The organism is Pseudomonas sp. S5F11 (assembly GCF_019641515.1).
Lineage (GTDB): Bacteria > Pseudomonadota > Gammaproteobacteria > Pseudomonadales > Pseudomonadaceae > Aquipseudomonas > Aquipseudomonas rhodesiae.
Map to the genome: position 1 here is coordinate 5,216,420 of NZ_JAIFJZ010000001.1, position 23,396 is coordinate 5,239,815.

The 23,396-nt window shown below is 56.0% G+C and carries 20 protein-coding genes; 8 read left to right on the forward strand and 12 right to left on the reverse strand.

Annotated features, from left to right (window positions below; translation table 11 throughout):
- The first annotated feature begins 11 nt into the window (after positions 1 to 11).
- The 4 genes from K1567_RS23690 to K1567_RS23705 all read left to right on the forward strand — a co-directional run bounded on the left by K1567_RS23690 (position 12) and on the right by K1567_RS23705 (position 6,896).
- Positions 12 to 560, forward strand: a complete 549-nt coding sequence (locus K1567_RS23690) for a hypothetical protein (protein WP_220698921.1) — start codon at positions 12 to 14, stop codon at positions 558 to 560.
- Between the two features lie 28 nt (positions 561 to 588).
- On the forward strand, positions 589 to 2,820 hold the full coding sequence (locus K1567_RS23695) for a tape measure protein (protein ID WP_220698922.1): 2,232 nt from the start codon (positions 589 to 591) through the stop codon (positions 2,818 to 2,820).
- A 1,369-nt stretch (positions 2,821 to 4,189) separates the two neighbouring features.
- Positions 4,190 to 5,362 carry a hypothetical protein gene (locus tag K1567_RS23700; protein WP_220698923.1) on the forward strand — a complete coding sequence of 391 codons (1,173 nt, stop codon included), beginning with the start codon at positions 4,190 to 4,192 and terminating at the stop codon, positions 5,360 to 5,362.
- A gap of 988 nt (positions 5,363 to 6,350) precedes the next feature.
- On the forward strand, positions 6,351 to 6,896 hold the full coding sequence (locus K1567_RS23705; RefSeq protein ID WP_220698924.1) for a recombinase family protein: 546 nt from the start codon (positions 6,351 to 6,353) through the stop codon (positions 6,894 to 6,896).
- A 714-nt stretch (positions 6,897 to 7,610) separates the two neighbouring features.
- Here the strand turns inward: K1567_RS23705 and K1567_RS23715 are convergent.
- The 4 genes from K1567_RS23715 to K1567_RS23730 all read right to left on the reverse strand — a co-directional run bounded on the left by K1567_RS23715 (position 7,611) and on the right by K1567_RS23730 (position 11,028).
- Positions 7,611 to 8,255 carry a hypothetical protein gene (locus K1567_RS23715; RefSeq protein ID WP_220698925.1) on the reverse strand — a complete coding sequence of 215 codons (645 nt, stop codon included), beginning with the start codon at positions 8,253 to 8,255 and terminating at the stop codon, positions 7,611 to 7,613.
- Positions 8,256 to 8,333: 78 nt separating this feature from the next.
- The gene (locus K1567_RS23720; protein WP_220698926.1) at positions 8,334 to 8,774 is read right to left on the reverse strand and encodes a hypothetical protein; all 441 of its coding nucleotides are present in this window, start codon (positions 8,772 to 8,774) and stop codon (positions 8,334 to 8,336) included.
- Between the two features lie 140 nt (positions 8,775 to 8,914).
- Entirely contained in the window at positions 8,915 to 10,405 is a 1,491-nt protein-coding gene (locus K1567_RS23725) for a site-specific integrase (protein ID WP_220698927.1), read from the reverse strand.
- Between the two features lie 245 nt (positions 10,406 to 10,650).
- Entirely contained in the window at positions 10,651 to 11,028 is a 378-nt protein-coding gene (locus K1567_RS23730) for a c-type cytochrome (protein ID WP_047881265.1), read from the reverse strand.
- 180 nt (positions 11,029 to 11,208) lie between these two features.
- Here K1567_RS23730 and K1567_RS23735 point away from each other — a divergent pair, with 180 nt between their 5' ends.
- Positions 11,209 to 12,774, forward strand: coding sequence for a sensor domain-containing diguanylate cyclase (locus tag K1567_RS23735; RefSeq protein WP_034099748.1), 1,566 nt, complete (start codon positions 11,209 to 11,211; stop codon positions 12,772 to 12,774).
- A gap of 30 nt (positions 12,775 to 12,804) precedes the next feature.
- On the opposite strand, the gene K1567_RS23740 is transcribed toward K1567_RS23735, so the two are convergent.
- From K1567_RS23740 to K1567_RS23750, 3 genes are all read right to left on the reverse strand, one after another.
- Complete coding sequence (locus K1567_RS23740) at positions 12,805 to 13,845, reverse strand: DMT family transporter (protein WP_034099747.1); 1,041 nt, start codon at positions 13,843 to 13,845, stop codon at positions 12,805 to 12,807.
- Positions 13,846 to 13,906: 61 nt separating this feature from the next.
- On the reverse strand, positions 13,907 to 14,242 hold the full coding sequence (locus K1567_RS23745) for a hypothetical protein (RefSeq protein ID WP_034099746.1): 336 nt from the start codon (positions 14,240 to 14,242) through the stop codon (positions 13,907 to 13,909).
- A 114-nt stretch (positions 14,243 to 14,356) separates the two neighbouring features.
- The gene (locus K1567_RS23750) at positions 14,357 to 14,935 is read right to left on the reverse strand and encodes a DUF4337 domain-containing protein (RefSeq protein ID WP_169868638.1); all 579 of its coding nucleotides are present in this window, start codon (positions 14,933 to 14,935) and stop codon (positions 14,357 to 14,359) included.
- Positions 14,936 to 15,099: 164 nt separating this feature from the next.
- Here K1567_RS23750 and K1567_RS23755 point away from each other — a divergent pair, with 164 nt between their 5' ends.
- Positions 15,100 to 15,786: an HAD-IA family hydrolase gene (locus K1567_RS23755; protein ID WP_169868639.1), complete on the forward strand. Its 687-nt coding sequence runs from the start codon at positions 15,100 to 15,102 to the stop codon at positions 15,784 to 15,786.
- Positions 15,787 to 15,834: 48 nt separating this feature from the next.
- Here the strand turns inward: K1567_RS23755 and K1567_RS23760 are convergent, their stop codons facing one another.
- The gene (locus tag K1567_RS23760) at positions 15,835 to 16,581 is read right to left on the reverse strand and encodes a 3-oxoacyl-ACP reductase family protein (RefSeq protein ID WP_220698928.1); all 747 of its coding nucleotides are present in this window, start codon (positions 16,579 to 16,581) and stop codon (positions 15,835 to 15,837) included.
- Positions 16,582 to 16,707: 126 nt separating this feature from the next.
- Between K1567_RS23760 and K1567_RS23765 the strand changes: the two genes are divergently transcribed.
- Positions 16,708 to 17,631, forward strand: coding sequence for a LysR family transcriptional regulator (locus K1567_RS23765; RefSeq protein WP_169868641.1), 924 nt, complete (start codon positions 16,708 to 16,710; stop codon positions 17,629 to 17,631).
- A 13-nt stretch (positions 17,632 to 17,644) separates the two neighbouring features.
- On the opposite strand, the gene K1567_RS23770 is transcribed toward K1567_RS23765, so the two are convergent.
- The 3 genes from K1567_RS23770 to K1567_RS23780 form a co-directional block, all read right to left on the reverse strand.
- Positions 17,645 to 18,373, reverse strand: a complete 729-nt coding sequence (locus K1567_RS23770) for an aspartate/glutamate racemase family protein (protein WP_099312247.1) — start codon at positions 18,371 to 18,373, stop codon at positions 17,645 to 17,647.
- 13 nt (positions 18,374 to 18,386) lie between these two features.
- Positions 18,387 to 19,916: an NCS1 family nucleobase:cation symporter-1 gene (locus K1567_RS23775; protein WP_047881270.1), complete on the reverse strand. Its 1,530-nt coding sequence runs from the start codon at positions 19,914 to 19,916 to the stop codon at positions 18,387 to 18,389.
- A gap of 468 nt (positions 19,917 to 20,384) precedes the next feature.
- Complete coding sequence (locus K1567_RS23780) at positions 20,385 to 21,119, reverse strand: phosphoadenylyl-sulfate reductase (RefSeq protein WP_034099739.1); 735 nt, start codon at positions 21,117 to 21,119, stop codon at positions 20,385 to 20,387.
- 151 nt (positions 21,120 to 21,270) lie between these two features.
- On the opposite strand from K1567_RS23780, the gene thrH reads away from it, so the two are divergent.
- The gene (gene thrH, locus K1567_RS23785; RefSeq protein WP_034114837.1) at positions 21,271 to 21,888 is read left to right on the forward strand and encodes a bifunctional phosphoserine phosphatase/homoserine phosphotransferase ThrH; all 618 of its coding nucleotides are present in this window, start codon (positions 21,271 to 21,273) and stop codon (positions 21,886 to 21,888) included.
- A gap of 104 nt (positions 21,889 to 21,992) precedes the next feature.
- Here thrH and pabB read toward each other — a convergent pair whose 3' ends face one another.
- Positions 21,993 to 23,336, reverse strand: coding sequence for an aminodeoxychorismate synthase component I (pabB, locus tag K1567_RS23790; RefSeq protein ID WP_034099737.1), 1,344 nt, complete (start codon positions 23,334 to 23,336; stop codon positions 21,993 to 21,995).
- Positions 23,337 to 23,396 lie beyond the last annotated feature (60 nt).

Below are 23,396 nucleotides of genomic sequence, written 5' to 3' on the forward strand. Positions count from 1 at the left end.
GGAGACTCCCAATGACTGCAACATATGATCCAAAAGTTAACCGCCGTCACCTCAAGGCCGAACTGTCCGAATACATCAAGGCTGCCATCGAAGCTGCAAAGAACGGGCTTCCTCAACACGAAGGCAGTGGCAACCCAACATCCCGCGTAATCTTCTATGTAAGAAGCACCCACGAAGCTCTGACACGCTATGCCACTCTTGCATCTGAAGGATGGATTCTAGATACCGACGATAACTCCTGCCTAGTGCAAGAAGTTGGCCTGCCTCTATCCTTCACAGCCATCGCCCCTGAACACGTGTTCAATGAGCAGTTTCTTGAGAAGATCGTCAGACGTGCCGAGTATGATTATCAGAAAGAGATTGACGACCACAACAAGCGTGCGGAAAGACTCCGTGATAAAGACGCTGCCGTAGTTGCTGAAGAAGAACGCCTATTCGCTGAATGGAAAGCAGGTATGAAAGCCCAAGCTGAAGCGAACGTAAAAATTCAGAGTGGTCCTGCCGATTATGAACAACTCTACATGAGCGGCCCAACAGCCACTTGGGAGAACGCTCTATAAGGAGCCTACATTAAGGATAAAAAAAACCATGTCAATGCACGAGGAAATAGCCCGCCTTACGGGTACGTTAAAATTCAACGTTCAAGGGCTTCAGACCCTCCAACGCTTTAACCAATATTTGCAACAAGCTGCCCGCAAGATGGACGGTTTACAAGTCGCTGCCAATAAGTTGAACGCGGCGTTTAGCAAAACATTCAAAATCAAGGTGGACGCCAGTCAAGTGGATAAGGCTAAGGCCAAACTTGATAATGCTCTAAAACGTCAGGCACAAGCTGAAGCCGCGCTGGGTAACCAGCAACGCAAGACTTTCACCGCAGAACTGACTCAGCAGAAACTAAAGTATGCTGGCACCAAAGCGCAGAACCAGCTCAACAGTGCTTCTCTGCAAAGCCAGAAGGACGCCGCTGTTGTCGCAGCCAAGGCAGCAGCAAGCCAAGCTGCCGGTGGTGCAGCGTCTAAGGCTCAATTGGCGACTCAGAATGCGCTCGTGGCCTCCGTCGCTAAGCAAACCCGACTACAGGCTATTCAGCAGAAACTAGCAGCGAACACTCAGAAGGCAGCCAACAACCATTTGATGAGCCAAGGCAAGTTGCAACGTATTCAACAGCAAATCAACCATGCCCAGCAGCAAGCTCACATTCGTGCTCAACGCGCCGCCATTCAACAGGCAGCAGCCCAGCAGACAGCAGCGAACAAGGCACAGAACAGCACCCAGAGCGCTCAACGCTTCCAATGGGCACAACAGCGTCACCAAGCTTGGCAAGCCCGTCAGAACGCACCAGCGCCTGCTAATAATGGCATGTTCGGGTCTGGTATCGGCGGTGTATTGGCTCTAGGTGGTGCAATCGGTGGTATCGGGATTGCAGTGTCTGCCCTGAATGGCCTGATTGGTAAACTTGGGGAGCGCGTCGAAGAGCGGAAAGAGAGTGTTATGGATGCCGAAGCATTTAATAGCAACTTCACAGCCATCAGCCGTGACCCCGCTCAGCAGAAGATGTGGCGAGAGCAGTACATCAAAGCCACTAATGACAGTGGTAATACTGTTGACGTTGAGAGTGCAAAGGACTTCCGCAACTTTGTAATGGCCCAACAAGCGTATGGCAAGAAGCCTGACGATATTATGAAGGGTTACAAGCTCCGTCAACAAGCATTCGCCATTGGCGGTGCGTCTAGAGAAGATGCCAAAGAACTTAATAAGCAACTTGGTCAAATGTCCTCTGATGGAACTGGTGCAGCCAGTGACGCCAATATTATTAACGACCGCCTACCACTTCTTGCCCCATACTTGGCCCGTGCTTACGGTGAAGAGAAAGGGATTAAGGACGTTAAGAAAGCCCGTGTTCAACTTAACAAAGACCTAAAAGCAGGCAAGGGCGTTAAGTATGATTGGTACGAAAAAGCCATGGGGTACATGGTTGATGAAAATCAAGGGATGCTTGAAGACCGGAAGAAAACTGTAGGGTTCGCCAAGGCACAAGCTGATAACCAAGCTTTCCTAAACACCAATCAAGTTAACACCGATCAAAACCTTAGCTCTGCAATGAAAGACAATGTAAAGGCGTGGCAAGATGTTAATACAGACCTTGAGTCTACCCGTGTGGCACTCAAAGGTTTTGACGAAGGTCTGACAAATGCCCAGACCAGTCTACTGAGGTTCATGTTTGGACGCAACCTGGACGGCTCCACGAAATCGCAAGGCGATCAGATGGCAGACCGTATGACCACCGTTGATATGCCTGCCATGTTCAATTGGTTTAACACTCCAGAGTACGACAAGGTTGACCCACTCGGTAATCGAGACAAAGGATTTTATGACAACTTCCTAGACAAGATTTTTGGTGTAACTGAACGCAATGCTCAAGCACGTAAAGATCGTGACATGTCACTTGGCGAATTCAAGCTCCCTGAACTTGACTCCTCTACTCTGACGCCAAAGCCTACGATGGATAAGACTTACAAGATTCCTAACAGTATGTCGTCGCTTGCTGACACTTTCAGTGCGATGCAGAGTGCAATGTCTGACTCAGGGCAGATGCAGGCCGCTACAACAACAAGCCAAGTGTTCAATCAGCCTATCACCGTGAACAATCAAGTCGATGTCACAATTGCAGGTAGTGCAACCGAGAAAGACGCTCAAGAGTTCTTGACCAAAGTCAGGTCTGAGATCGGAACTCTAGAGGGTAAAATTCCTGGCCTGTCTGCTGATGCAGTTCGCAGTATGCTTGGACAGGCTAGGGCACAACAGGCAGAACGACAGTGACAGCTCTTTTAAACTTTATCAGGATGGTGGCCCTGTCACTCATCCTGATCTTCATTTTCTACACATATCAGTCACAGCAAAAACTTGCTAGAGATACGAGCCTCATGATTGACGAATCACGTCGATATGCAGATAACCGTATTCTTGAATCCCAGAACAGAGTGCTCGACACAGTGACGGAAGTATCCAAGGCAACGCGACTGCTAGCACTAATCATCTGTAAGCGAGAAAACAATGATCAGTTGTGCAACCTGCCACCTAGATAGGAGAATCCAACAATGAATATACAGTATAGCCAGATCAAGAATCACCGTGATCGGTACGAAGCCGCTTACAGCTACATTGCCGACACTTTCGGGCAACACACGCCATACATGATGCCTGATCTTGTTAGTCGTTTGGTAACGGCCATCACACGCGGCGTCCCTGAACATCAGTTCAGGACGGACGCCGAAACTATGTTCAGTGTGTGGAATGAGTCAGAGTGACCACTCCATTTAACCCACTATTACTGGATGACTTGAGGGAAGCCCTTGGCCTAACCGACCTCCGTGCAACCGAACATGTCTGGCTCGCACTTCAAGCTTTAAGTTTGAGCGGCACCGATATTGAGGTTGTTAGAGTCGAAAAGTCCGCCACAATCACGTCTGCCGAAAGAACTATCCAAATCCTCCAACAGAGGTTTGGCAAGAAATAAATCTTGACAAAGTTGCCCTGGAGGGTTGACGTGTGAGAGTTTAATGTTAACATTTAGATGTGAGAATTTCATTGTGTTCTAATCTTCAGTTTCATCCCTTTCTTGCTTTACCGCTACAAGTCCCGACAGTGCATTATGAGAGCTTCTTTGCTCTAAGTGCCACTACAGCACTGCTCAGCCTTTAAACTCTTCCTAGAACGTCCCTGACGAGCTTCTGGCTGGCCTGTTGCATCCTGTTTAAACACAAACACCCAACTCATCAAAATGGAGAACACCCTGTGTCCGATTACAACGATATCCAATGTGCCCCAGACGAAGCACAAGCCGCTAAACGATACCTCTCAAACTGGTATGGCGAACACGTCCCGGTCCTCTTTAAACCACTGATCGATCACTTGATTAGAAGTGTTATCGCAGGCAGAAGCGAAGCAGAGTTTCGAGACGATGCCTACACCATGTATGCCGTCAGGGAAATTCCCGGCCTACGCTCTCGCTACTGAAAAAATCATTCATCAAATGGAGAAACACTTATGAGTCTAAAGACTTCCACCTGCAAGAACTGCGGCCATGTGTTCGTAAGTAAACGAGTTCGCCCATTCTGCAACAACGAGTGCCGCCACACCTTCATGGCGAACAACCCACTTACCGCAATCCTGATTGGAGCAAACACACGTGACCAGAGCAACAAAACCGAGTAAGCAACATCGCCGCACTTGTAAGAACCCATCCTGCAAAGCTAAGTTCTCCACAACAGACAGCCGCAAAATCTACTGCTGCTCTAGTTGCCAAGCTGCAAAGAACATCACCACCAAGCGTAAGTCCACATACGAGATTCCCAAGACTAACCACTTCCTCATCTACATCAGCAAGGAAGTGCAACGTGCTGGAACTCTCCACGTTCTTGATAAACTGGTGGGCAGTGTCGAAGCCTTGGAAGCCCTCTATGGCGTTGTCCGTACACGTCTGGTCGCCAACGTGCTAACAGGCCCAACAATGTTTGCTGACGGTAAGCGTAGCGATCCTTTTCACGTTGGTCATATCGCCCCGGTGAAGCACGAATTCATTCTAGGGATGCTGTGTGCAGACAACCTGATCGTTCTGCCCGCCAAACTCAACCTTCACCATTCTAACGCCCACATCAACAACGCAGGCGTCTTCATGTATCGCTCTGACATGAAACTGGGCAACACCATCTTGGAATCTGACAAGGACGTACTTGAACGAGCCATTGCCTACATCGGCCTTGATACCGTCATTGCGTTCTGCAAGAAGGTGAAGTTGAACCCATCTCAACGCGCAGCAGCCTTAAAAACACTCTCCAGTCTGGTAAACCCTGCTGACGAATCTCACTCGCCATTCCTGGCCCTGCTGGCTGACAAGAAAGCCACAACGCCACAACTGGTTGCAGCAATCGAAACTATCCAGTGCAAGGCCCAGTTCAAACCCCTAATGCGTGGTGAAAGACTGTCGCCATCTGCAATGCTGATCCAAGAGTTGATTCGTCACTCTGGATTCAGACCAGAGCTTGAAGACTACGCAGACATCTGCCGTGAATACACGAAGGATGGCTTTCACCATGACTCGCTGTCTCCAGATTCACAGATCACGTTGAGCAAGCTGCTACACGGTCACTTCGAATATGACGATGTTATCGACGAACTGAAATTCGACCTGCGTTTGCCGACCCGTGCTGCACTGGCCCGAACAACCGTCATCAAAGCGAGAATGCAGGAACTCGCCCTGCAAGCCTTAGCTCAGCGTGAGGCGAACATGCGTGCGAACATCGAGCTTCTGCGTATGTGTGAGGCTAACGAAGCTGCTGGCTATGGATTCGTCCCGTTCTAACGATCGGAAACACACCCTGTCACTGCTCTTATCTTGAAATGAAGATTGAAGTGCTACCCCTCTGATAGCCACGGTTTACGTGGCCTCCAGCGTTTTCCACTCTGCAAGTTGTTTGCCCGGAGCGTGATAGAACATCCTCCGTGCAAGAGCGCGATAAGAACATCATCGATAGCCTTACGCTATCGAAAGTGCTTGACAGGAAGAGTGAATTAATGGACACTGCGTGTCCTCACGCGGTGTATGCTCCAACTGGAATTGCACCTGCGGAGCATCGATCCTCGCACCACCGCTGCTCTTCCTGACACCCCGCCCATACATACCAACGTCACTACGAAACCAAGCTTCTGCTCTTGATCTTGCTTCTGTCCGTTAGGACAAGTGTTAACCCTCTCAGAACGTCCGTTCTGGATAGCACCCCCTGTCGGTTACGACAGATTAATTTTCTCTCGTGATGTATGTTTATATAAATAAAACATCAAGAATACACCAGTAAAACTACGTTTTGATTATATGCACCCTCAAAACGATCAGCTTTCAGTTTCTCCCTCCCGGACCTCGGTCCAAGTAACTCCCCACCTTCAAGTCTGCCCACACCCCAAGCGGGCTAAGGCTTACAGCCAAGTGTGAACAATCTTGTATTGCAGAAGCACCAAGTTGTCGTGCGTAGCACATAGCTGGTTCTACTTGACTTTGCGCTTTCTCTCTCGCGGCGGCGGCAAAATTTCGCACTTTGGAGGGGCGGAACATCACGGGTGCGGCTTCCGAGCGTCTGAACTTCATTACCATTGACGATGTGTCACTGACTCTCTTGGGGCGCAGGTGCTTGGACTCTTTTTCAGCGGTCAGCGTGTGCAATAGGGCAGGGTCTAGGGCACACGCTCCGTGCATACGCCAGAACTAGCAGAATCGTGTGCATTAGGGTTGATTCTGGTAGTGCATACAGATAAGATGCACACATCTAGAGTCATAAGCACACGGGATGCCTGACATGACCAACATCGCCTACATTCGAGTTTCGACAGTTGACCAGAACACTGACCGTCAACTTGATGGAATGACGTTCGACAAAACATTCACTGACAAGCTGTCTGGTGCGACTACTGATCGTCCTCAACTGCTCGCCATGATCGATTGGGCACGTGCTGGTGATGTTGTTCACGTGCATTCGATTGACCGTCTGGCTCGCTCCATGTCCGACCTGCTCAAGATCGTTGCTGACATCAACGCCAAGGGTGCACACGTCAAGTTTCACAAAGAGAGTCTGACATTCACCGGCGACGACTCGCCCATGCAGAAACTGATGCTGAACATGATGGGCAGCTTCGCCCAGTTCGAACGTGAAGTGATGAAGGAGCGTCAAAGGGAAGGTATCGCCAAGGCTAAACAGAAGGGTGTCTACAAAGGTCGAGTGAAGTCAGTTGATGATGCTGCGATCCTGGCCCTGCTGGCTTCTGGCAAGTCTGTACGTGCTGTCGCTGCTGAACTGGATATCAACCCGTCCACTGTGCAACGTGCAAAGAAGAATGCCGCATAACGGGCCAGTAGTAGCCATTCTACCGGAATGGATTCGCCCCTAAGCCACGGTTTACGGGGCTCGTAGCCATTTTAAGCTGACGCGTTCTCACCTGCACCATCCCTGCCAAACACCTTCCACACACGCCCACAGCAGCCAGAATAGGCATGAGTGCAGCTAGACTTCGCTGACGATGGTGTCACTTATTTTAGAATCGTTCAGCTTTCAAAACAGGGTGCCTGTGTTCGCACTGAGAAGCTCTAGCGAAAACTCCACTTTCCTAAACACCGCTCTCATTATTTTCCTAGCCAAGAACCCAAACCCATGAAGCATGAGGCCGTTTTCCACGGCGGGAATTTGGAGATTGCACAGAAATCACCCTTGGGAACTACAATGTCCCTCACAGCCAAGGATGAAGATCATGACCACAAGCCAAGAAACAATGGCCGATGCCCTGGAACTGCTCTTGCTCAATCAGCATGCAATCGCTGCTGGTCTTGAAGAACTGGCCTTATGGATCGCGGCACGGGGCGGCTGACACACACCAGAATGTTGTCACCGAGTTGGAGCAACTTGATATGAACGCCAAAGGAATCACTGCTGCAATCGACAGGCTGCGTGAGGGGGCGGGGTATAAGGCTGTTTCTTGTAACCCTAGTGATTCGCCTTGCGGGCGGGACTCCAAAGCAAAGGAGTCCTCACCCTCTTTTATTTTCGGAGGAGGGGGGCAAGAAATTATTTCTTGTCGGAAATAGCGTTGACTGGGCGAACCTGAAACTTCTTGCTGTAGAGCGGCGATTTAAAGTACCGCCCAACCCGCTCAGCGGTTTCAATGAGGCGGTCCATAGCCTCTTCCAGACCTTCTTCCTTAAAAGCTATCGATTCCTCATTTGAGTGTATTCCCACATCATCATTGATGGTCTTGCACGGGACGAATGGGTGGGCAATCTCTTCAAGGTATTGGTAGAACGCGCTCTTTGCGATCACCAATCCGAAACGGCGCCATGCATACTTACGACCCCAGTAGTAGCCGTCTTTTGCACGGTGCTTCACTCGTGCGTCATTCTTGCCTTTATTTTCAGCCAGCTTGTCTATCGAGAAGTGTTTTGCCGCCGAATAGCTCAGTAGTTTGTTAGCGGTGTCAGCCTTTCCCAGGGCTGACGGCTCGATAATATTCCGTCCTGCTGCGTCTGCAATGAAGCCGATGTTGTAACGGTCTCCGTTCACCAGCTCCGCATTGCTGCTGTTGGTTTCGAATTGGTACAAGGTATCAGTGGTCAGCGGATTGAACTGGTGCAGAAATTTGCCTGAGGGCATTGCTGTGACCGTGTAGTTTCTAATGATCACATCGTGGATTGTGTACAGGTTCCTTGATTTCATAGAGTCGTCCTTGGGAATAAAATGAGCCTTCAAAATAGTGGCAATTTGATCTCAAGGCAATCAAGTTTTTGTAGTCTGTCAGACTGGAAGGCGAGGCATGCAGCCTAGGCAGTAGTAGGACGCTCCAACCTTAACGGCGATGAAGGCTGCGAGCCCTGCGAACAGAAGAGCATTTCGTGTGTGACCGTACCATTTGCCCCAACACAATAGCCGCTGACACTCGTCCTGATATTTGCTCTCCTTCCCAGCATTTTTTGGGGAAACAAGCTCGGCGTTCTGGTGATACACCTTCACGACAATGTTCATACGCATAAACCCGAGTGCCGCGCTAGTAGCAAAAATCAACATGCACCCAATCATAGCTGTACTGCGATTCATCCCAAGGGGAGTGTAGATATTACTCTGTGCAAGGTATGCACATATAGCTACTGTCGCACCCAGCAGAAACTGATCAAGTTTTGCAGATTCTTCTACAGCTTTGAGTGACATCTGGTCAGCGATGTGAAGCTCGGCGGTCATGTAGAATTCCTTCGACGGGTAATCAGACGTCTTTCAGCGATAGAGAGTTCGTTCTTAGGGATGAAGCCGGGAAGCTTCTCGCAACAAGGTCCCATGAAGGCGGCTCTAATAGTACGATAGCATTCAGTAGCCAGTAGTGGCTAAACGCCCCTCGGAGACAGGGCGGGCAGCTTAGAGACTGCCGCCAGCTTCTGTGCAGTGCTCGCACCCTTCGAATACACATCGTGCGTCACAGACCCCGTTTCGTGCCCAACCAACTCTTTCGCCAAGGCGTCAGGTACGTCAGCCCTGATCAGTTCGGTAACCACGGTATGACGGAAGCTGTGGAAGACGTGCAGCTTACTGAAGCCCGCTGCTGTGCGTAGCCTGCCAAACGCTTTGGAGATTGCGTGTGACCGCTTGCCATACTTATCGGCTGACTCTGCGGGGATGAGGAAGGTGTCTGTACTGTCCTTGCGGAGTCGATCCACAGTAGCAAGCAAGCCCGGATGAATCGGCACCACACGTTTGCTCGCCTTGCTCTTGCTCCTTGGGAAATCAAAGCACTGGATACCATCAATGGTTATCACGCTGTCCTTAGTCAGTCGGCAAAGCTCTTCGATCCTGGCCCCCGTGTACCAGCCCAAAGCGATGAGGTCTGCAAGCGGTTGGTCATCGTTATCCAGCGCGGCACGTTGCAGCTTGAGAGTGTCAGCCTTCGTATAGATTTCCCTGTCCTTGCCTGCTGTTTCCGCGCCCCCACCCTGGGGCAGATCGTGACCAACGAACGGATTCACCTTGTCCTTAAACTGGTCACGCCACCCGGCGTCATACTTCATCGCCCATTTCCAGAACGCTGTGCCAGCCATTAGATACTGGCTCAGTGTCGCGGGTGCTCTGTCTAGGGATTTCAGCCAAACGTCTACGGTGTCAAAGGTTAGAGGCAGGCCGTCTTTCTTCAGAAACTCCGACAGACGCTCCATCTTCCCAACCTGCTGATCAATGTGTTTCGGAGCGCCGCCCCGACTCTCCCTGAACTCTCTGAACGCCTTCAGGCGTGCTGTAGTGATTGGCGATCTGACCTTGTGGGAGGTGGGGTCAGCCAAAATGACTTGCATCTCTTCCGCCTCTGACGACGAAAAGTCATTGGCATGTGCAGTCAAACCGCCCCACGTTTCGAGCAGCATTTTATGTACAAGATCATGAATCGCAATCTCGCCCTCCAAGCCGTGCTTAGCATACACAGCGTCTGCTTCAGCTCGTCGCCGTCTCCCGTCTTCCGTGTCACTGAACACGAACTGCCGCAACTCTTCTAAGTGAGCCGGATCGATATCGAGATGCGTGGGTTTGGCTTCGCCAAGTGCGGTGTCAATTTTGAGTTGGCGGGTGATCTGGTTGAAGTCTTGAGCGTCTTGAGCGATTCGCTCTTTCCAAGCATCACCACGGTTGGTGCGCTTATCCCGTGCTGCCTGAAACTGAGCTTTCCACTTGGTAAGGATCGGAAGACGTGCGTCCATTGCTTCTTTACGCAGCCCAGTCTTCAACGACTGAATCAGCACCTTGCAGCCAATGGCTTTCTGTACATCGACAGGAACAGCCAGCCTGACGTACCAAGTGGATTCGCCTTTCTTCTGGATTAGATTGTCTGCCATTGAAGCGCCATAGAGCGGGAAGTGATACAACGGATTGTACTACTCATTTGTACTACTATGCACGCTGAAAGCCCCGTAATACGGGCCTCGTTGACCCGAGCACCCGTTCAAATCGAATCTCTCCTTCACCGCCACATTCTACAAACACAAACCCCCGGTTTCTTAACAAGAGCCGGGGGTTTGTGGTTTCTGGCGTTCTTAAATACAGGGTTGGACACCGTGCGCTGTGCCCAGCCCCGTCTGCGTCACCGACTTTTTACAATCATCCCGCGCATATAATCATTCAAATCCCGCAGGTCCTGAACGCTCCAAGCGTGCGCTGGCAGCTTTACACCGTTTTCCTGCAAGGTCCGGGGAATCAAGTTGCCGTTTGGGCGAAGGATAACCGACGACACAATAACGCCTGGGTAGTCATTTAAACGTTTCTTGAAAACCGGTGCGGTGAGATCAGGCGTAGGTGGGGTGCTTCTTGTCGCCAAAGGTCCTGTTGCTTTGAGGTCGGGTCCGTGGCATATGGCGCATCGTTGTAAAAAGAGGTTTTTGCCATTCGCAGTGTCCGCAAGGGCGATCGGGGTTTGGGTCAGCGATAGTATCCCCAGCGAAACGATGACGAGCATCTTCATGTTGGCGCAGCCTTGTTATGTCGAAGCAAACCTGAATTCCATTTTCTAACCGTCGGATGAATGCCAAGCTTGACTCGAGATGCCCGCATTTTACCGACATTCACTGACAATTCCCCGTAAAGGGCGACTTAAACGTTATCTTGTTCGTTGTACAACCTTCGCCTTGCCCGGATTGTGTAGATGACCACTCGACCGAAGCCCACGCTCAACCTTCGTAGTTTGATTCTTATTTTTGTACTGCTTTCTGCTGTTGCGACCCTGGTCAACAGTTTCTGGGTCATGTTCAAGATCCAGAAGCAGGAACTCATTGAAGGGGCGCTGGACGTCAATAAAAACTACGCCGCCCGTATCGCCCGCAGTGTCGAGCAGGTATTGGACGCCGATCTCGATAAATTGAAATATGGTGCAGCGGGTATTGGCAAAGCGTTTGGCGACAAAAGTGCTTTGACCCGTGAGGCCAAGCGCTTATTTGAGCAGGACGCCAGTTTCAACTCCGTACTGGTCGCCAGCGCGGACGGTACCATCATTGCTTCCGCGCCTGAAAACCTTCAACTCAATGGCCGCACGTTGCAGCACAAAGAACCTTTGACGCTGCGCACGCCGAAAATCAGCAACGCCTTCAGGTCGATCTCCGGCAATTTGGTGGTGTTTATCTCTCAACCCATATTCGGTACGGGCGGAGAGTATCTGGGCTTGATCGGCGGCACTATCCGGTTGGAGCAGAGCAACACCCTTCAAGCCCTCATGGACACGAATGTGCGCAAGGATGGCGCGCATTTCTACTTGGTCGACGCTGCGCGCCAGGTGCTCTATCACAGCGATCCTGCGCAGATAGGCAGTGTCAGGGGCACGGACCTGATCGCCAGCGCATCGCTCCGCGAGGCCTCAGGCACCTTACAGGCTAAGGATGAGCACGATGTGCAAATGCTCGCCGGTTTCGCTCGGGTGCCCAGCAGCGGTTGGGGGGTGATCTCGCAGCAGCCCTTGGAGAATATCCAGGCAGTTCTGCGCCGGACGATGACCAAAGTCGCTCAAGGTATAGCCCCGTTGGCGCTGTTCGGGATCGTTCTGATCTGGTGGTTGGGCGCAAGGATCTCGGCCCCATTATCGCGGCTGGCCGACTGTGCCAAACGGCTGGACATGCCTGACAGCTACGCGCGCATCAGCGCAGTGCCTGCGCGTTATTTCGAAAGTTGGCAGATCCGCCGAGCGCTGTTGCTGGGCGCGACCCTGTTGCAGGAAAAGATCGGCAAGCTCAATCATCAGGCCCATACGGATGCGCTGACGGGGCTGGCCAACCGCCGGGCCATGCAGGACGTTCTGGCGTTGTGGCAGGAGACAGGCAAAGCGTTTGCCGTGGTTTCGGTCGACATCGATCATTTCAAGCACGTCAACGATACGTTCGGCCACGGTGTGGGGGATGAAACGCTGCGCGCCATTGCCGAACTCATGCAGCAGAACTCACGCGCCAACGACATGCCTTGCAGGGTGGGGGGAGAGGAATTCGTCTTGTTATTGCCGGGCAGTTCGCTGCAAATAGCGGCCGATGTCGCTGAGCGGCTGCGCGCCTCAATCGAGGCGGCCAGCATCGAGACGGTCGGGCGTATCACCGTCTCAATGGGGGTGGCGCTGTGGCGTCCTGAGGTCGAGTCGATATCGGCCGTCCTTGAGAGAGCTGATCAACTGCTATACCAAGCCAAGCAAAGCGGCCGCAATCGCGTGGTGGTTGAGCAGGTGCCGGACTGAACTGCGACCAGCCGTCACGCCATTGGGCCCTCAATGCCTGTGGCGATGATGCACATCCGGAAAATGCGCGTGGCTATGCTTGATCGGGCTGTGCACGTGCACATGGCTGTGTGGCTGATTGGGGTCCCAATCAAACGCATGTTCATGCTGATGATGTTCGTCATGCACATGCCGGTGCCCGTGTTGCGTGGCTTCGTGCTGATGTTCATGGGCGTGGCGTTCGGTCAGGTGCAGCCACACGCCTACCGCCATTAACGCCGAGGCCACCCAGAACGCGATCGACACCGACTCGCCCATCGCCAGTACCGCCAGGGCGGCGCCGAGAAAAGGGGCGGTGGAGAAATACGCCCCGGTGCGTGCGCTACCCAGGCCGCGCAGGGCCAGTACAAACAGGACGAGGCTGATGCCGTAGCCGAGGAAGCCCACCAGCAGGATTGGCATCATTTGAACGGTGGCCGGCCATTGCGCGCCGAGGTAAACGGCCAGGCCGGTATTCACCAGCCCGGCGATCAAACCTTTGATGCCGGCGATAAATACTGCGTCCGAAGCGGAAACCTTGCGCGTCAGGTTGTTATCGATGCCCCAGCACAGGCAGGCCAGCGCAACTGCCAGCGGCCCGGTCCAGTCGCGACTGGCGCCGGCGCCGTCCGACCAGGACAACACCACACCGCCCAGCACAATCGCGATCATCCCCAGGACGATACGGCGGTCGGCGTTTTCTCGGAACACCAGCCAGGCGATCACGGCGGTGAGCACCGATTCCAGGTTGAGCATCAACGAGGCCGTTGCGCCGGCGGTGCGGGTCAGGCCGTACATAAGGGCGACGGGGCCGAGGATGCCGCCGAAGAGAATGGCGCCGAGCAACCAGGGCCATTCATGGGGTGTCAGCCCGCTGTGCTGCCAGCCGCGATCGCGGATCAGGCGCACCACGCCGAGGCCGAGGCCACTGCCGAGGTATAGCAGGCCGGCCAGCAGAATGGGCGAGAGGCCCAGGCCGAAGTGTTTTGCGAGCGGGGTGCTGGCGCCGAACAGGGCGGCGGCGCAGAGGGCATAAACGATGCTGAGGTTCATGGGCCATCCTCGGAGGGTCAGCCCATGATACGTCGCGGGCGCAGGGGAACGCCCGAGGGATTTACTGCGCGGTTTTCAGCTTGACCACATCACCGGAGATCTTGGTGGTGTAACCGCTGAGCACCCAGGCCCAGAACCATTTTTCCTGCACTTGGGTGTTGATCAGAGCGTCGCCGCCTTTTGCCTTGATGGCCGCTTCTTGTGCGCGGACGAAACGGCTGTTCTGACCGATCGGGATCACGCCGAACAGCATGATGCCGGTGGCGCTGGCTTCACTGTGACCCAGCACGGTGTATTGGTTGCTGTCGTACTGTGGGGATTTGATGGCGGTGCCGGTGCAGCCGGCCAGGGCGAAACCGAGTACTGCGGCTGCAACTACTTTGCTGACGTACTTCACTGTGTAACTCCATGGTCTAAAGCCCAAGATTCAATTCCTGGGGGCGCGTACTGTAATCGCTGCATAGACGAATTGAAACGAATCTGAACGATTAGGCTCGTTCACGCCGCGCGGCTAAACATGCAGCCACGCCAGCCCGCCCAGCACCATGGCCACGCCTGCGGCCGTATACGAAAGCCGCTTCAACCACTCCTTCCTCGTCAACAAGGTAATTGCCGCCAACGAAATCGCGATCTGAATCGCAGTCATCGCCTGGGCCCAGCGGTGGTGCCGATGCAGCGCCTGTTCGGATTTTTCATCCCACTCCCGTGAGGTGGCTTCAAGTTTTTCTGCCTGTTGGCGCACGGCCTCCTTCTGGCTTTTGTAGCGTCCGATCTCTTCCCGATAATGCGCAGCATCCACGCCGGGGATATGGGTGGCCAGCTCCGCCAGGTTTTGTCGGCTGGACTTGGCCTGGTAGTAATTCCACTGGTTGGCGGCTTCGGTCTTGATGATCGCGGCGTTGTTCTTGTCCATCGCCGCTTCACTCTCGGTGGAACCGGCCTGGTAGCTGAGCATGGCGCCGAGGGTGGCCATCAACGCGGTCATCACGGCGATGCGACTGGCGAAACTATCCCCTCGGGCGTGGGCATGTTCGGTGGTGTGTTCGATATGTTTTTCGTGGGGGCTGGGGACTTCGAAGGCTTCGGACATGGCGGCCTCTGTGAACGGCGTGAGGGATACTGATTCTTCACCAGCCAAGCTGTCGCGATCCTGTCCGCGACGCAGGATCAACCTCGCCCAAAGGGTTGCCCGCAGGTCAATGTGACCGCTATTGTGCTGAAACCTTTTAGTCCTTCCCCCAAGGATCCGTTGTGATGAATGCACCGCGTACCGCTGTCCCGATCAAGGCTGTGATTTTCGATATGGACGGATTGTTGCTGGACACCGAAGGCATCTACACCGAAGTCACGCAGATCATTGCCGAGCGCTACGGCCGTTCTTATGACTGGGGGATCAAGCAGCACATTATCGGGCGGGGTGCCCAGGACCTGGCCGAGTATGTGGTCAAGGCGCTGGAATTGCCGATCACCCCGGCCGAATTTCTGCGCATCCGCGAACCGTTGATGAGCGAGCGTTTTCCCAAGGCATTGGGCATGCCCGGCGCCGAAGCGCTGGTTCGGCATTTGAAGGCGCACAACATCCCGATTGCCGTGGGCACCAGTTCCTCGCGCAATTCGTTCGGTCACAAGACCACCTTGCACCGCGAGTGGTTTGCGTTGTTCGACACCATCGTTACCGCCGATGACCCGGAAGTCGGTGCCGCTAAGCCCGCGCCGGACATCTTCCTCACCGCCGCACGCCGTCTGGGGGTCGAACCCAAGGATTGCCTGGTGTTCGAAGATTCGCCGTTCGGCGTGACCGCGGCAAAGGCTGCGCAAATGACCGCCATCGCTGTGCCCGATGAAGCCATGGCCGACAGCAAGTACCACCACGCCGACCAGATCATCCGCAAACTCGCGGCCTTTGATCTGGCGGCGTATGGCTTACCGCCGATGTCCTGATCACGCACGGCCAAAACAGGGAAGGGGGCTTGCCCCTTCTCTGTTGGCTCAGGCGCTGAAACCACCGTCGATAGTCAGGCTGGCACCGGTGATATATCCGGCCTCTGGCCCCGCCAGATACGCCACAAAACTGGCAATCTCCTCCACCTGCCCGTACCGCCCAATGGCCATCAAGCCGATCAAGCTCTTGGCAAAATCGCTGTCGGCTGGGTTCATGTCGGTGTCCACCGGGCCGGGTTGCACGTTGTTGATGGTGATACCGCGCGGCCCCAGGTCCCGTGCCAAACCTTTGGTCAACCCCACCAGCGCGGCCTTGCTCATGGCATACGGTCCGCCGCCGCCGAAGGGCATGCGCTCGGCGTTGGTGCTGCCGATATTGATCACACGGCCGCCTTCGCTCATGTGCTTGGCGGCTTCTTGAGTGGCAATAAATACGCTGCGCACGTTGATCGCCAGGGTCTGGTCGAAGTCCTCCAGCTTGAAGTCTTCCAGCGGCGCAATGGCCAGCACGCCGGCGTTGTTCACCAGGATATCCAGGCGACCGAACGCCTTGACGGTGGCGCTGACGGCGTTGCGGATCGCGGTGGCGTCGGCGCTGTCGGCGTGGATGGCCAAGGCTTGGCCGCCTGCGCTGATCACGCTGTTTTGCAACGCCTCAGCCTTGGTCGCCGAGCTGACGTATGTAAAGGCGACGGCGGCCCCTTGGGCGGCCAGACGCTGGACGATGGCGGCGCCGATGCCGCGGGAACCGCCTTGAATCAAGGCGACTTTGCCGGTCAGGTTGTGTGCAGTCATGTCGATCTCCTGTCTGTTCAAGGCGGTATGCCCTGTTGTTGCAGCCGAGTATCGACCTGCCTCACCCAGGCCGGTAGACCGTGATTGCTATAGTCTGTGTAAACCAAAAGTTTAGGGTGAGGCGGTATGGAAAGCTTTGGCAGTATCGAATGCTTTGTGCGCAGCGCCGAAGGCGGCAGCTTTGCCGAGGCTGCGCGGCACTTGAGCCTGACCCCGGCGGCGGTGGGCAAAAGCGTGGCCAAGCTTGAAGCGCGCCTCGGCGTGCGCCTGTTTCAGCGCAGCACGCGGCGCCTGACCCTCACCGAAGCCGGCAAGCTGTTCCTCGATGAAGTCAGCGCAAGCCTTATCACCATCCAGAACGCCGTGGCCAACCTGGCCAGCGCCGAGGGGCGGCCGGCTGGCACACTCAAGGTGAGCATGGGCACGGTGTTCGGTAATCGTTATGTGATGCCGCTGCTGGGGCAATTCACTGAGCGCTACCCGGATATCAGCCCGGACTGGCACTTCGATAATCGCCAGGTGGACCTGATCGGCCAAGGCTTCGATGCGGCCATCGGTGGTGGCTTCGAACTGCCCCAGGGCGTGGTGGCGCGCAAACTGGCGCCGGCTCATCGGGTGTTGGTGGCGTCGCCGGATTACCTGGCCAAACGCCCGCCGGTGCAGGGGCCCGAAGACCTGGGGCGTTGCTTGGGTATCCTGATCCGCTCGCCGCAAACCGGCCGCGTGCGCACCTGGCAATTGACCGGTCCCGACCGCGAGCAACGCCCCTTGACGCTCAAACCGCGCATGACCTTGAGCGACTCCGAAGCCGCCTGCTGCGCCAGCGCCCAGGGCCTGGGCATTGCGCTGGTGAGCATGCCCATGGCCGTGCCGTTTCTGGACAGTGGCGCGGTGGTACGGGTGCTGCCTGAGTGGTATGTGGACGACGGCAATATTTCCATCTACTACGCCGAGCACAAGCTGCTGCCCGGCAAGACCCGGGCATTTGTGGATTTCATCATCGAGCAGTTTGCCGAGCAGCGCCTGGGGCAGCGCTTTAGCGCGGTTTAATCGAAGCGCGGCCCTAGCGCCCGGACATCCCCGGCCAACCGATCACTTTCTTCGGCCTTGGCGTGGCATAGGTCCTGATCTTCGAGGTCGACAACCCAAGGCGTACCAGCGATTCGGCAATGGTCACGGCCGCCGTTACGCCGTCCACCACCGGCACGCCGGTACGCTGGCGAATCTGCTCATCCAGCCCGGCCATGCCGCCGCAACCGAGGCAGATCACTTCGGCCTTGTCCTCGTGGATGGCCAGTTCGGCCTGGCGCACGATGGCTTCCATAGCGGCCAACGGGTTTTCTTCCAGTTCCAGCACGGCCATGCCACTGGCGCGTACCGAGGCGCAGCGCGCATAGAGGCCGGCGAGCTTCAGGCGGTCTTCGATCAACGGCACGGTGCGATCCAGAGTGGTGACCACCGAGTAGGCATGGCCAAGGAACATTGCGGTGCTGGCGGCCGCTTCGGTGATATCCACCACCGGCACGTCGAGCAACTCCTGCAGGCCTTCGCGCCCATGTTCGCCGTAGCCGGCCTGGATGACCGCATCGAACGGCTGGTCGTATGCCATCACGCGGTCCATCACGGCGATGGCGGCCAGGTAGCTTTCGAAATTGCCTTCCACCGATTCGGCGCCGAAATACGGGGTGAGCCCGACAATCTCAGTGCCCGGTGCGGCCACGGCCCGCGCCTGCTCGGCAATGGTGTCGGTGATGGAAGCGGTGGTGTTGACGTTGACCACGAGGATGCGCATGGGGTGTCCTTGATTAATGACTGACGTTATCGACTGCAATGCTTTCGCCGCTGACATCGGCATAGAAAGGCTGGCGCTTGGCGATCAGCCGGTACAGCAGCCCTGCAATACCGGCGCCAAACAACCAGGAAAAGGGCGAGACGCTGGCGAACCCTGGCAGCAGGGCCAGCAGAATGGCGATCACCGCCGCCGGAATAAACGCCGCCACCGCACGCAAATTGACCCCGCGGCTGTAGTAATAAGCGCCTTGCGGGTCTTCGCTGTAGAGCTGCGGTACGTTCACCTGGCTTTTTCGGATCAGCCAGTAATCGACCATGATCACGCCGTACAACGGCCCCAGCAGTGCGCCCAGGCCCGAGAGGAAGTACACGATCACCAGCGGGCTGTTGTAGAGGTTCCACGGCAGGATCAGCACCGCCACGGTGGCGCTGATCAGCCCGGCGCGGCGGAAGTTCAGGTACTTGGGCGCCAGGTTGCTCAGCACAAAGGCCGGCGCCACAAAGTTGGCCATGATATTCACCGCCACGGTCACGATCAGGAACGCCAGGCAACCGAGCACCAGGAACACGGTGTTGGGGATCGCTGCGATGATCTCGGTGGGGCTCTCGATCACGCGCCCATTGAGTTGAAACTGCCCGCCGCACAGCAGCACGGTGATGGCGGCGAACACTAGGATATTTACCGGCAGGCCCCAGAAGTTGCCGACCACGATGGTTTTGCGGCACGGCGAGGAACGGGCGAAGTCGCAGAAGTTGAGGATCAGCGTGCCGTAGATCGCCAGCCACAGCGCGCCGCCGGCAAAGATATTGCGCCACATCTCACCGCCGCTCAGCGGCTCCCGCACCGACCAGGCAATATGGCCGTCCACTTGGAAGTACATCCAACCGGCCAGCGCGGCCATGGTCAGCAAGATCACGGGGCCTGCGAACCCTTCATAGCGCCGCACCATTTCCATGCCGTAGGCCAGGATCACCAGCTGCACGAACCAGATCGCCACGAAACACACCCAGCCCAGGGTCGACAGGCCGAGGATCGAGTTGTGGTCGTAGTCGGCAAAGCCTGGGTGAATCGCCGTAAGCAATACGCGGAAAACCACCGAGGCCAGGTAGGTCTGGATACCGAACCAGGCAATCGCGATCACCGCACGGATCAGCGCTGGAATCTGCGCCCCGTGGATGCCGAAGCTGATGCGGCTGATCACCGGAAACGGCACGCCGGTTTTTTGCCCCATATACCCCGACAGGTTCATAAAGAAGTACACCAGCGCCGCGCCGATCCCCAGGGACAGCAGAATCTGCCAACCGCCCAGGCCCAAGGCGTATAGGCCGATCGCGAATGAATAGTTGGCGATGTTATGCACGTCATTGGTCCACAGCGCAAAGATGCTGTAGCGCCCCCAACGGCGACCTTGCGCCTTGGTCGGCGCCAGGTCCTTGTTGTGCAGGCGTGGGCTTAGTACGAGCGGGCCAGGATCTGGGGCCTGGTTATTCAGGGCGGAGGAGGGCAGATCCAGTGCGATGTTATTCGAGAGGCTTGTACGCATTCCGGCAGGCTCCAAGGCATCTGCAGCAACGCCGCGGATGGCAAAGTGTATGTAGGTTTTGTATTTATTGTATACAAAGCACTTTTCAGCTTAAGCCACATGCGTGCCAGTTTTTGGCATATCAAAACTGTAGGTAATTTCGTTTTTAGAGGTGGGGTAAATAACTGGCTGAATTCAAAGCAATATAAATTGACCGTTTGAACAGCTATTTATTTTTCTGTTGAAGAGGGGCTATTCGCCAGTACGCAGGATGATGCGGAGGAGGTGTTACGTTATGGTGCGAATTTATGAGGATTGCACACATAAATGGCACCTATGGTTACAGGTGTGTGTACATCTAGAAGTAAAACTCAAAACAAATGTGGGAGGGGGCTTGCCCCCGATAGCCCAGTGTCAGTCACCACTCAGTTGGCTGATCCACCGTTATCGGGGGCAAGCCCCCTCCCACCTATTTAACTGCGTCAGCCCTTAGGCTTTGCTGATGATATTCCCGGCGTGCAGCCCGCATTCTTTTTGCGTGGCTTCTTCCCACCACCAACGCCCTTCGCGTTCGTGCTGGTTCGGTAGCACCGGGCGGGTGCACGGCTCGCAGCCGATGCTGATAAAACCTCGCTCGTGCAAGCTGTTGTACGGCAGCTCCAGCATGCGGATGTAGCCCCAGATTTCTTCGCTGCTCATCTGCGCCAGCGGGTTGAACTTGTACAAGGTGCGCTCTGGCGTGGAGAACGCTGTGTCGATCTCCATCACCGCTACCTGGCTGCGTGTGCCGGGGCTCTGGTCGCGACGCTGGCCGGTGGCCCAAGCGCTGACACCGGCGAGCTTGCGCCGCAGCGGTTCGATCTTGCGGATGCCGCAGCATTCGCCGTGGCCGTCCTTATAAAAACTGAACAGGCCCTTTTCCTTGACGAAGGGTTCCAGCTTGCTCTGATCCGGCGAGATCAGTTCGATGTCGATCTTGTAGAACTCACGTACCTGCTCGATAAACCGGTAGGTCTCCGGGTGCAGGCGGCCGGTATCGAGGCTGAACACTTTGACGTTCTTGTTCAGCTTCCAGGCCATGTCCACCAGCACCACATCCTCGGCGCCGCTGAAAGAGATCCACAGGTCGTCGCCGAACTGGCTGAATGCCAGTTTGAGGATGTCCTGGGCGGATTTGTTGGCATAGGTCGCGGCGAGTTCAGCGACATCGAAGGCTTGGTTCATCAGCACGGTTCCTGCAGGTCAGTGGCGCTGAGCGCTCTATAGGTGGGCGATGGTATCAAAATCCGCCCTGCGTTGCGGCTTCGGGCTTGAATCGCTAGAGTTCGGCAGGCCTTTTGCTCGCTCAACCAATAACATCCAAATGGAGTGTCTTGTGGAAATTGCCTGTCTTGACCTGGAAGGGGTGCTGGTGCCGGAAATCTGGATCGCCTTCGCCGAAAAAACCGGTATCGAAGCCTTGCGGGCCACCACGCGGGACATTCCCGACTACGACGTGCTGATGAAACAGCGCCTGCGCATCCTTGACGAACACGGCCTGAAGCTTGCCGACATCCAGGCCGTGATCGCCACCCTCAAGCCGCTGGACGGCGCCGTCGAGTTCGTCAACTGGCTGCGCGAGCGCTTCCAGGTGGTGATTCTGTCCGACACCTTCTACGAATTCTCCCAACCGCTGATGCGCCAGCTGGGCTTCCCGACGTTGCTGTGCCACCGCCTCATCACCGACGAGACAGACCGCGTGGTGAGTTACCAACTGCGCCAGAAAGACCCCAAGCGTCAGTCGGTCCTGGCCTTCAAGAGCCTGTACTACCGCGTGATCGCCGCCGGCGATTCCTACAACGACACCAGCATGCTGGGCGAGGCTGACCAGGGGATCTTGTTCCATGCCCCGGACAATGTGATCCGCGAATTCCCGCAGTTTCCGGCGGTGCATACGTTCGAGGCGTTGAAGCAGGAATTTATCAAGGCGTCGAATCGGTCGTTGAGTCTTTAAAGCTTTGCAGCGCGGCTGAAGGCCCAATCGGGGGCAAGCCCCCTCCCACCTGAATGCAGCAGGTCCAGGAGAGAGGGGGCTTGCCCCGATGAACTTTCCAGCACCTACAACCCTTCCAACGTCCGCAACAACACCCGCACCTTGGTCAACGATTCCTGATACTCCGCTTCCCACTGCGAGTCCGCGACGATCCCGCCGCCGCCCCAGCAGCACACTTGCCCGTCCTTGACCAACAGGCTGCGGATGGCAATCGAGCTGTCCATCTCGCCGCGTACGTCCAGGTACATCAGCGAGCCGCAGTACAGGCCGCGCCGGGTCGGTTCCAGTTCGTCGATGATTTGCATCGCGCGGATTTTCGGTGCGCCGGTGATGGAGCCGCCGGGGAAGCTGCCGGCGATCAGGTCCAGGGCGTCCTTGTCGTCGGCGAGGGTGCCGATGACGCTGCTGACCAAGTGATGCACGTTGGGGTAGCTTTCCAGGCTGAACAACTCCGGCACGCTGACCGAGCCGGTGCGGCAGGTACGGCCCAGGTCGTTGCGCAGCAGGTCGACGATCATCAGGTTTTCCGCGCGGTCCTTGGGGCTGCTCAGCAGTTCGGCGGCGTGGGCGGCATCTTCTTCGGGTGTCAGGCCGCGTGGGCGGGTGCCTTTGATCGGGCGGGTTTCGACCCGGCGCGCGCTGATGTGTACGAAACGCTCCGGCGACAGGCTCAGCACCGCGCCGTGGTCGGGCAGGCTCTGGAACCCGGAAAACGGCGTCGGGCAGGCTTCGCGCAGCGCGCAGTAAGCCGCCCAGGGATCGCCGCTGCACGGCGCGCGAAAGCGCTGGGCGAAGTTGACCTGGTAGCAGTCACCGGCCTGGATATAGTCATGGATACGCACGATGGCCTGGCGATAGTCCTCGGCGCTGATGTCCGGTGTCATCGGCCCCTGCAAGGCAAAGGTGGCCGCAGCAGCCTTGGGTAATGAGTTGAACAGCGCAATCAGGCGCTGTCGCTCGCTGTCGGCCAGCGTGGGGTGGAACACCAGTTGGCTGGTCTGCGCCTGGTGATCACTGACCAGCGCCCAGGCGTACAGGCCGAAACGCGCGTCCGGCAGATGCAGATCGTCCACCGCCAGGTGCGGCATTTGCTCCAAATGCCGGCCGAAGTCGTAACTCAGGTAACCGATCAAACCGCCGGCGAACGGCAGCTCATATCCGGCCGGAAGCTCTGCCTTACCCAACAGCGCGAGGTTTTCCCGCAAGCGTTGCAGGAAATCGCTGCCGCTTTCATCAGGCGAAACCGTCAACGTGGCTTGCGGCCAAGCGCTGAGCAGGTCATAGCGGCCGCGGTCCGCAGCCGGGCGGCCGCTGTCGAGCAGTACCGCGCCGGGCGCGTGGCGAATCGCCGCGAAATACTCGGCGGGGTTGGCCCGGTAGGGCAGCGGGTAAACGGTGCAGGTCGACATGCGGGGTGGATCAGCCAGGGCGCGGGGGAGGGGATTGTAGTCCCCCGTAGGATTTGCTCC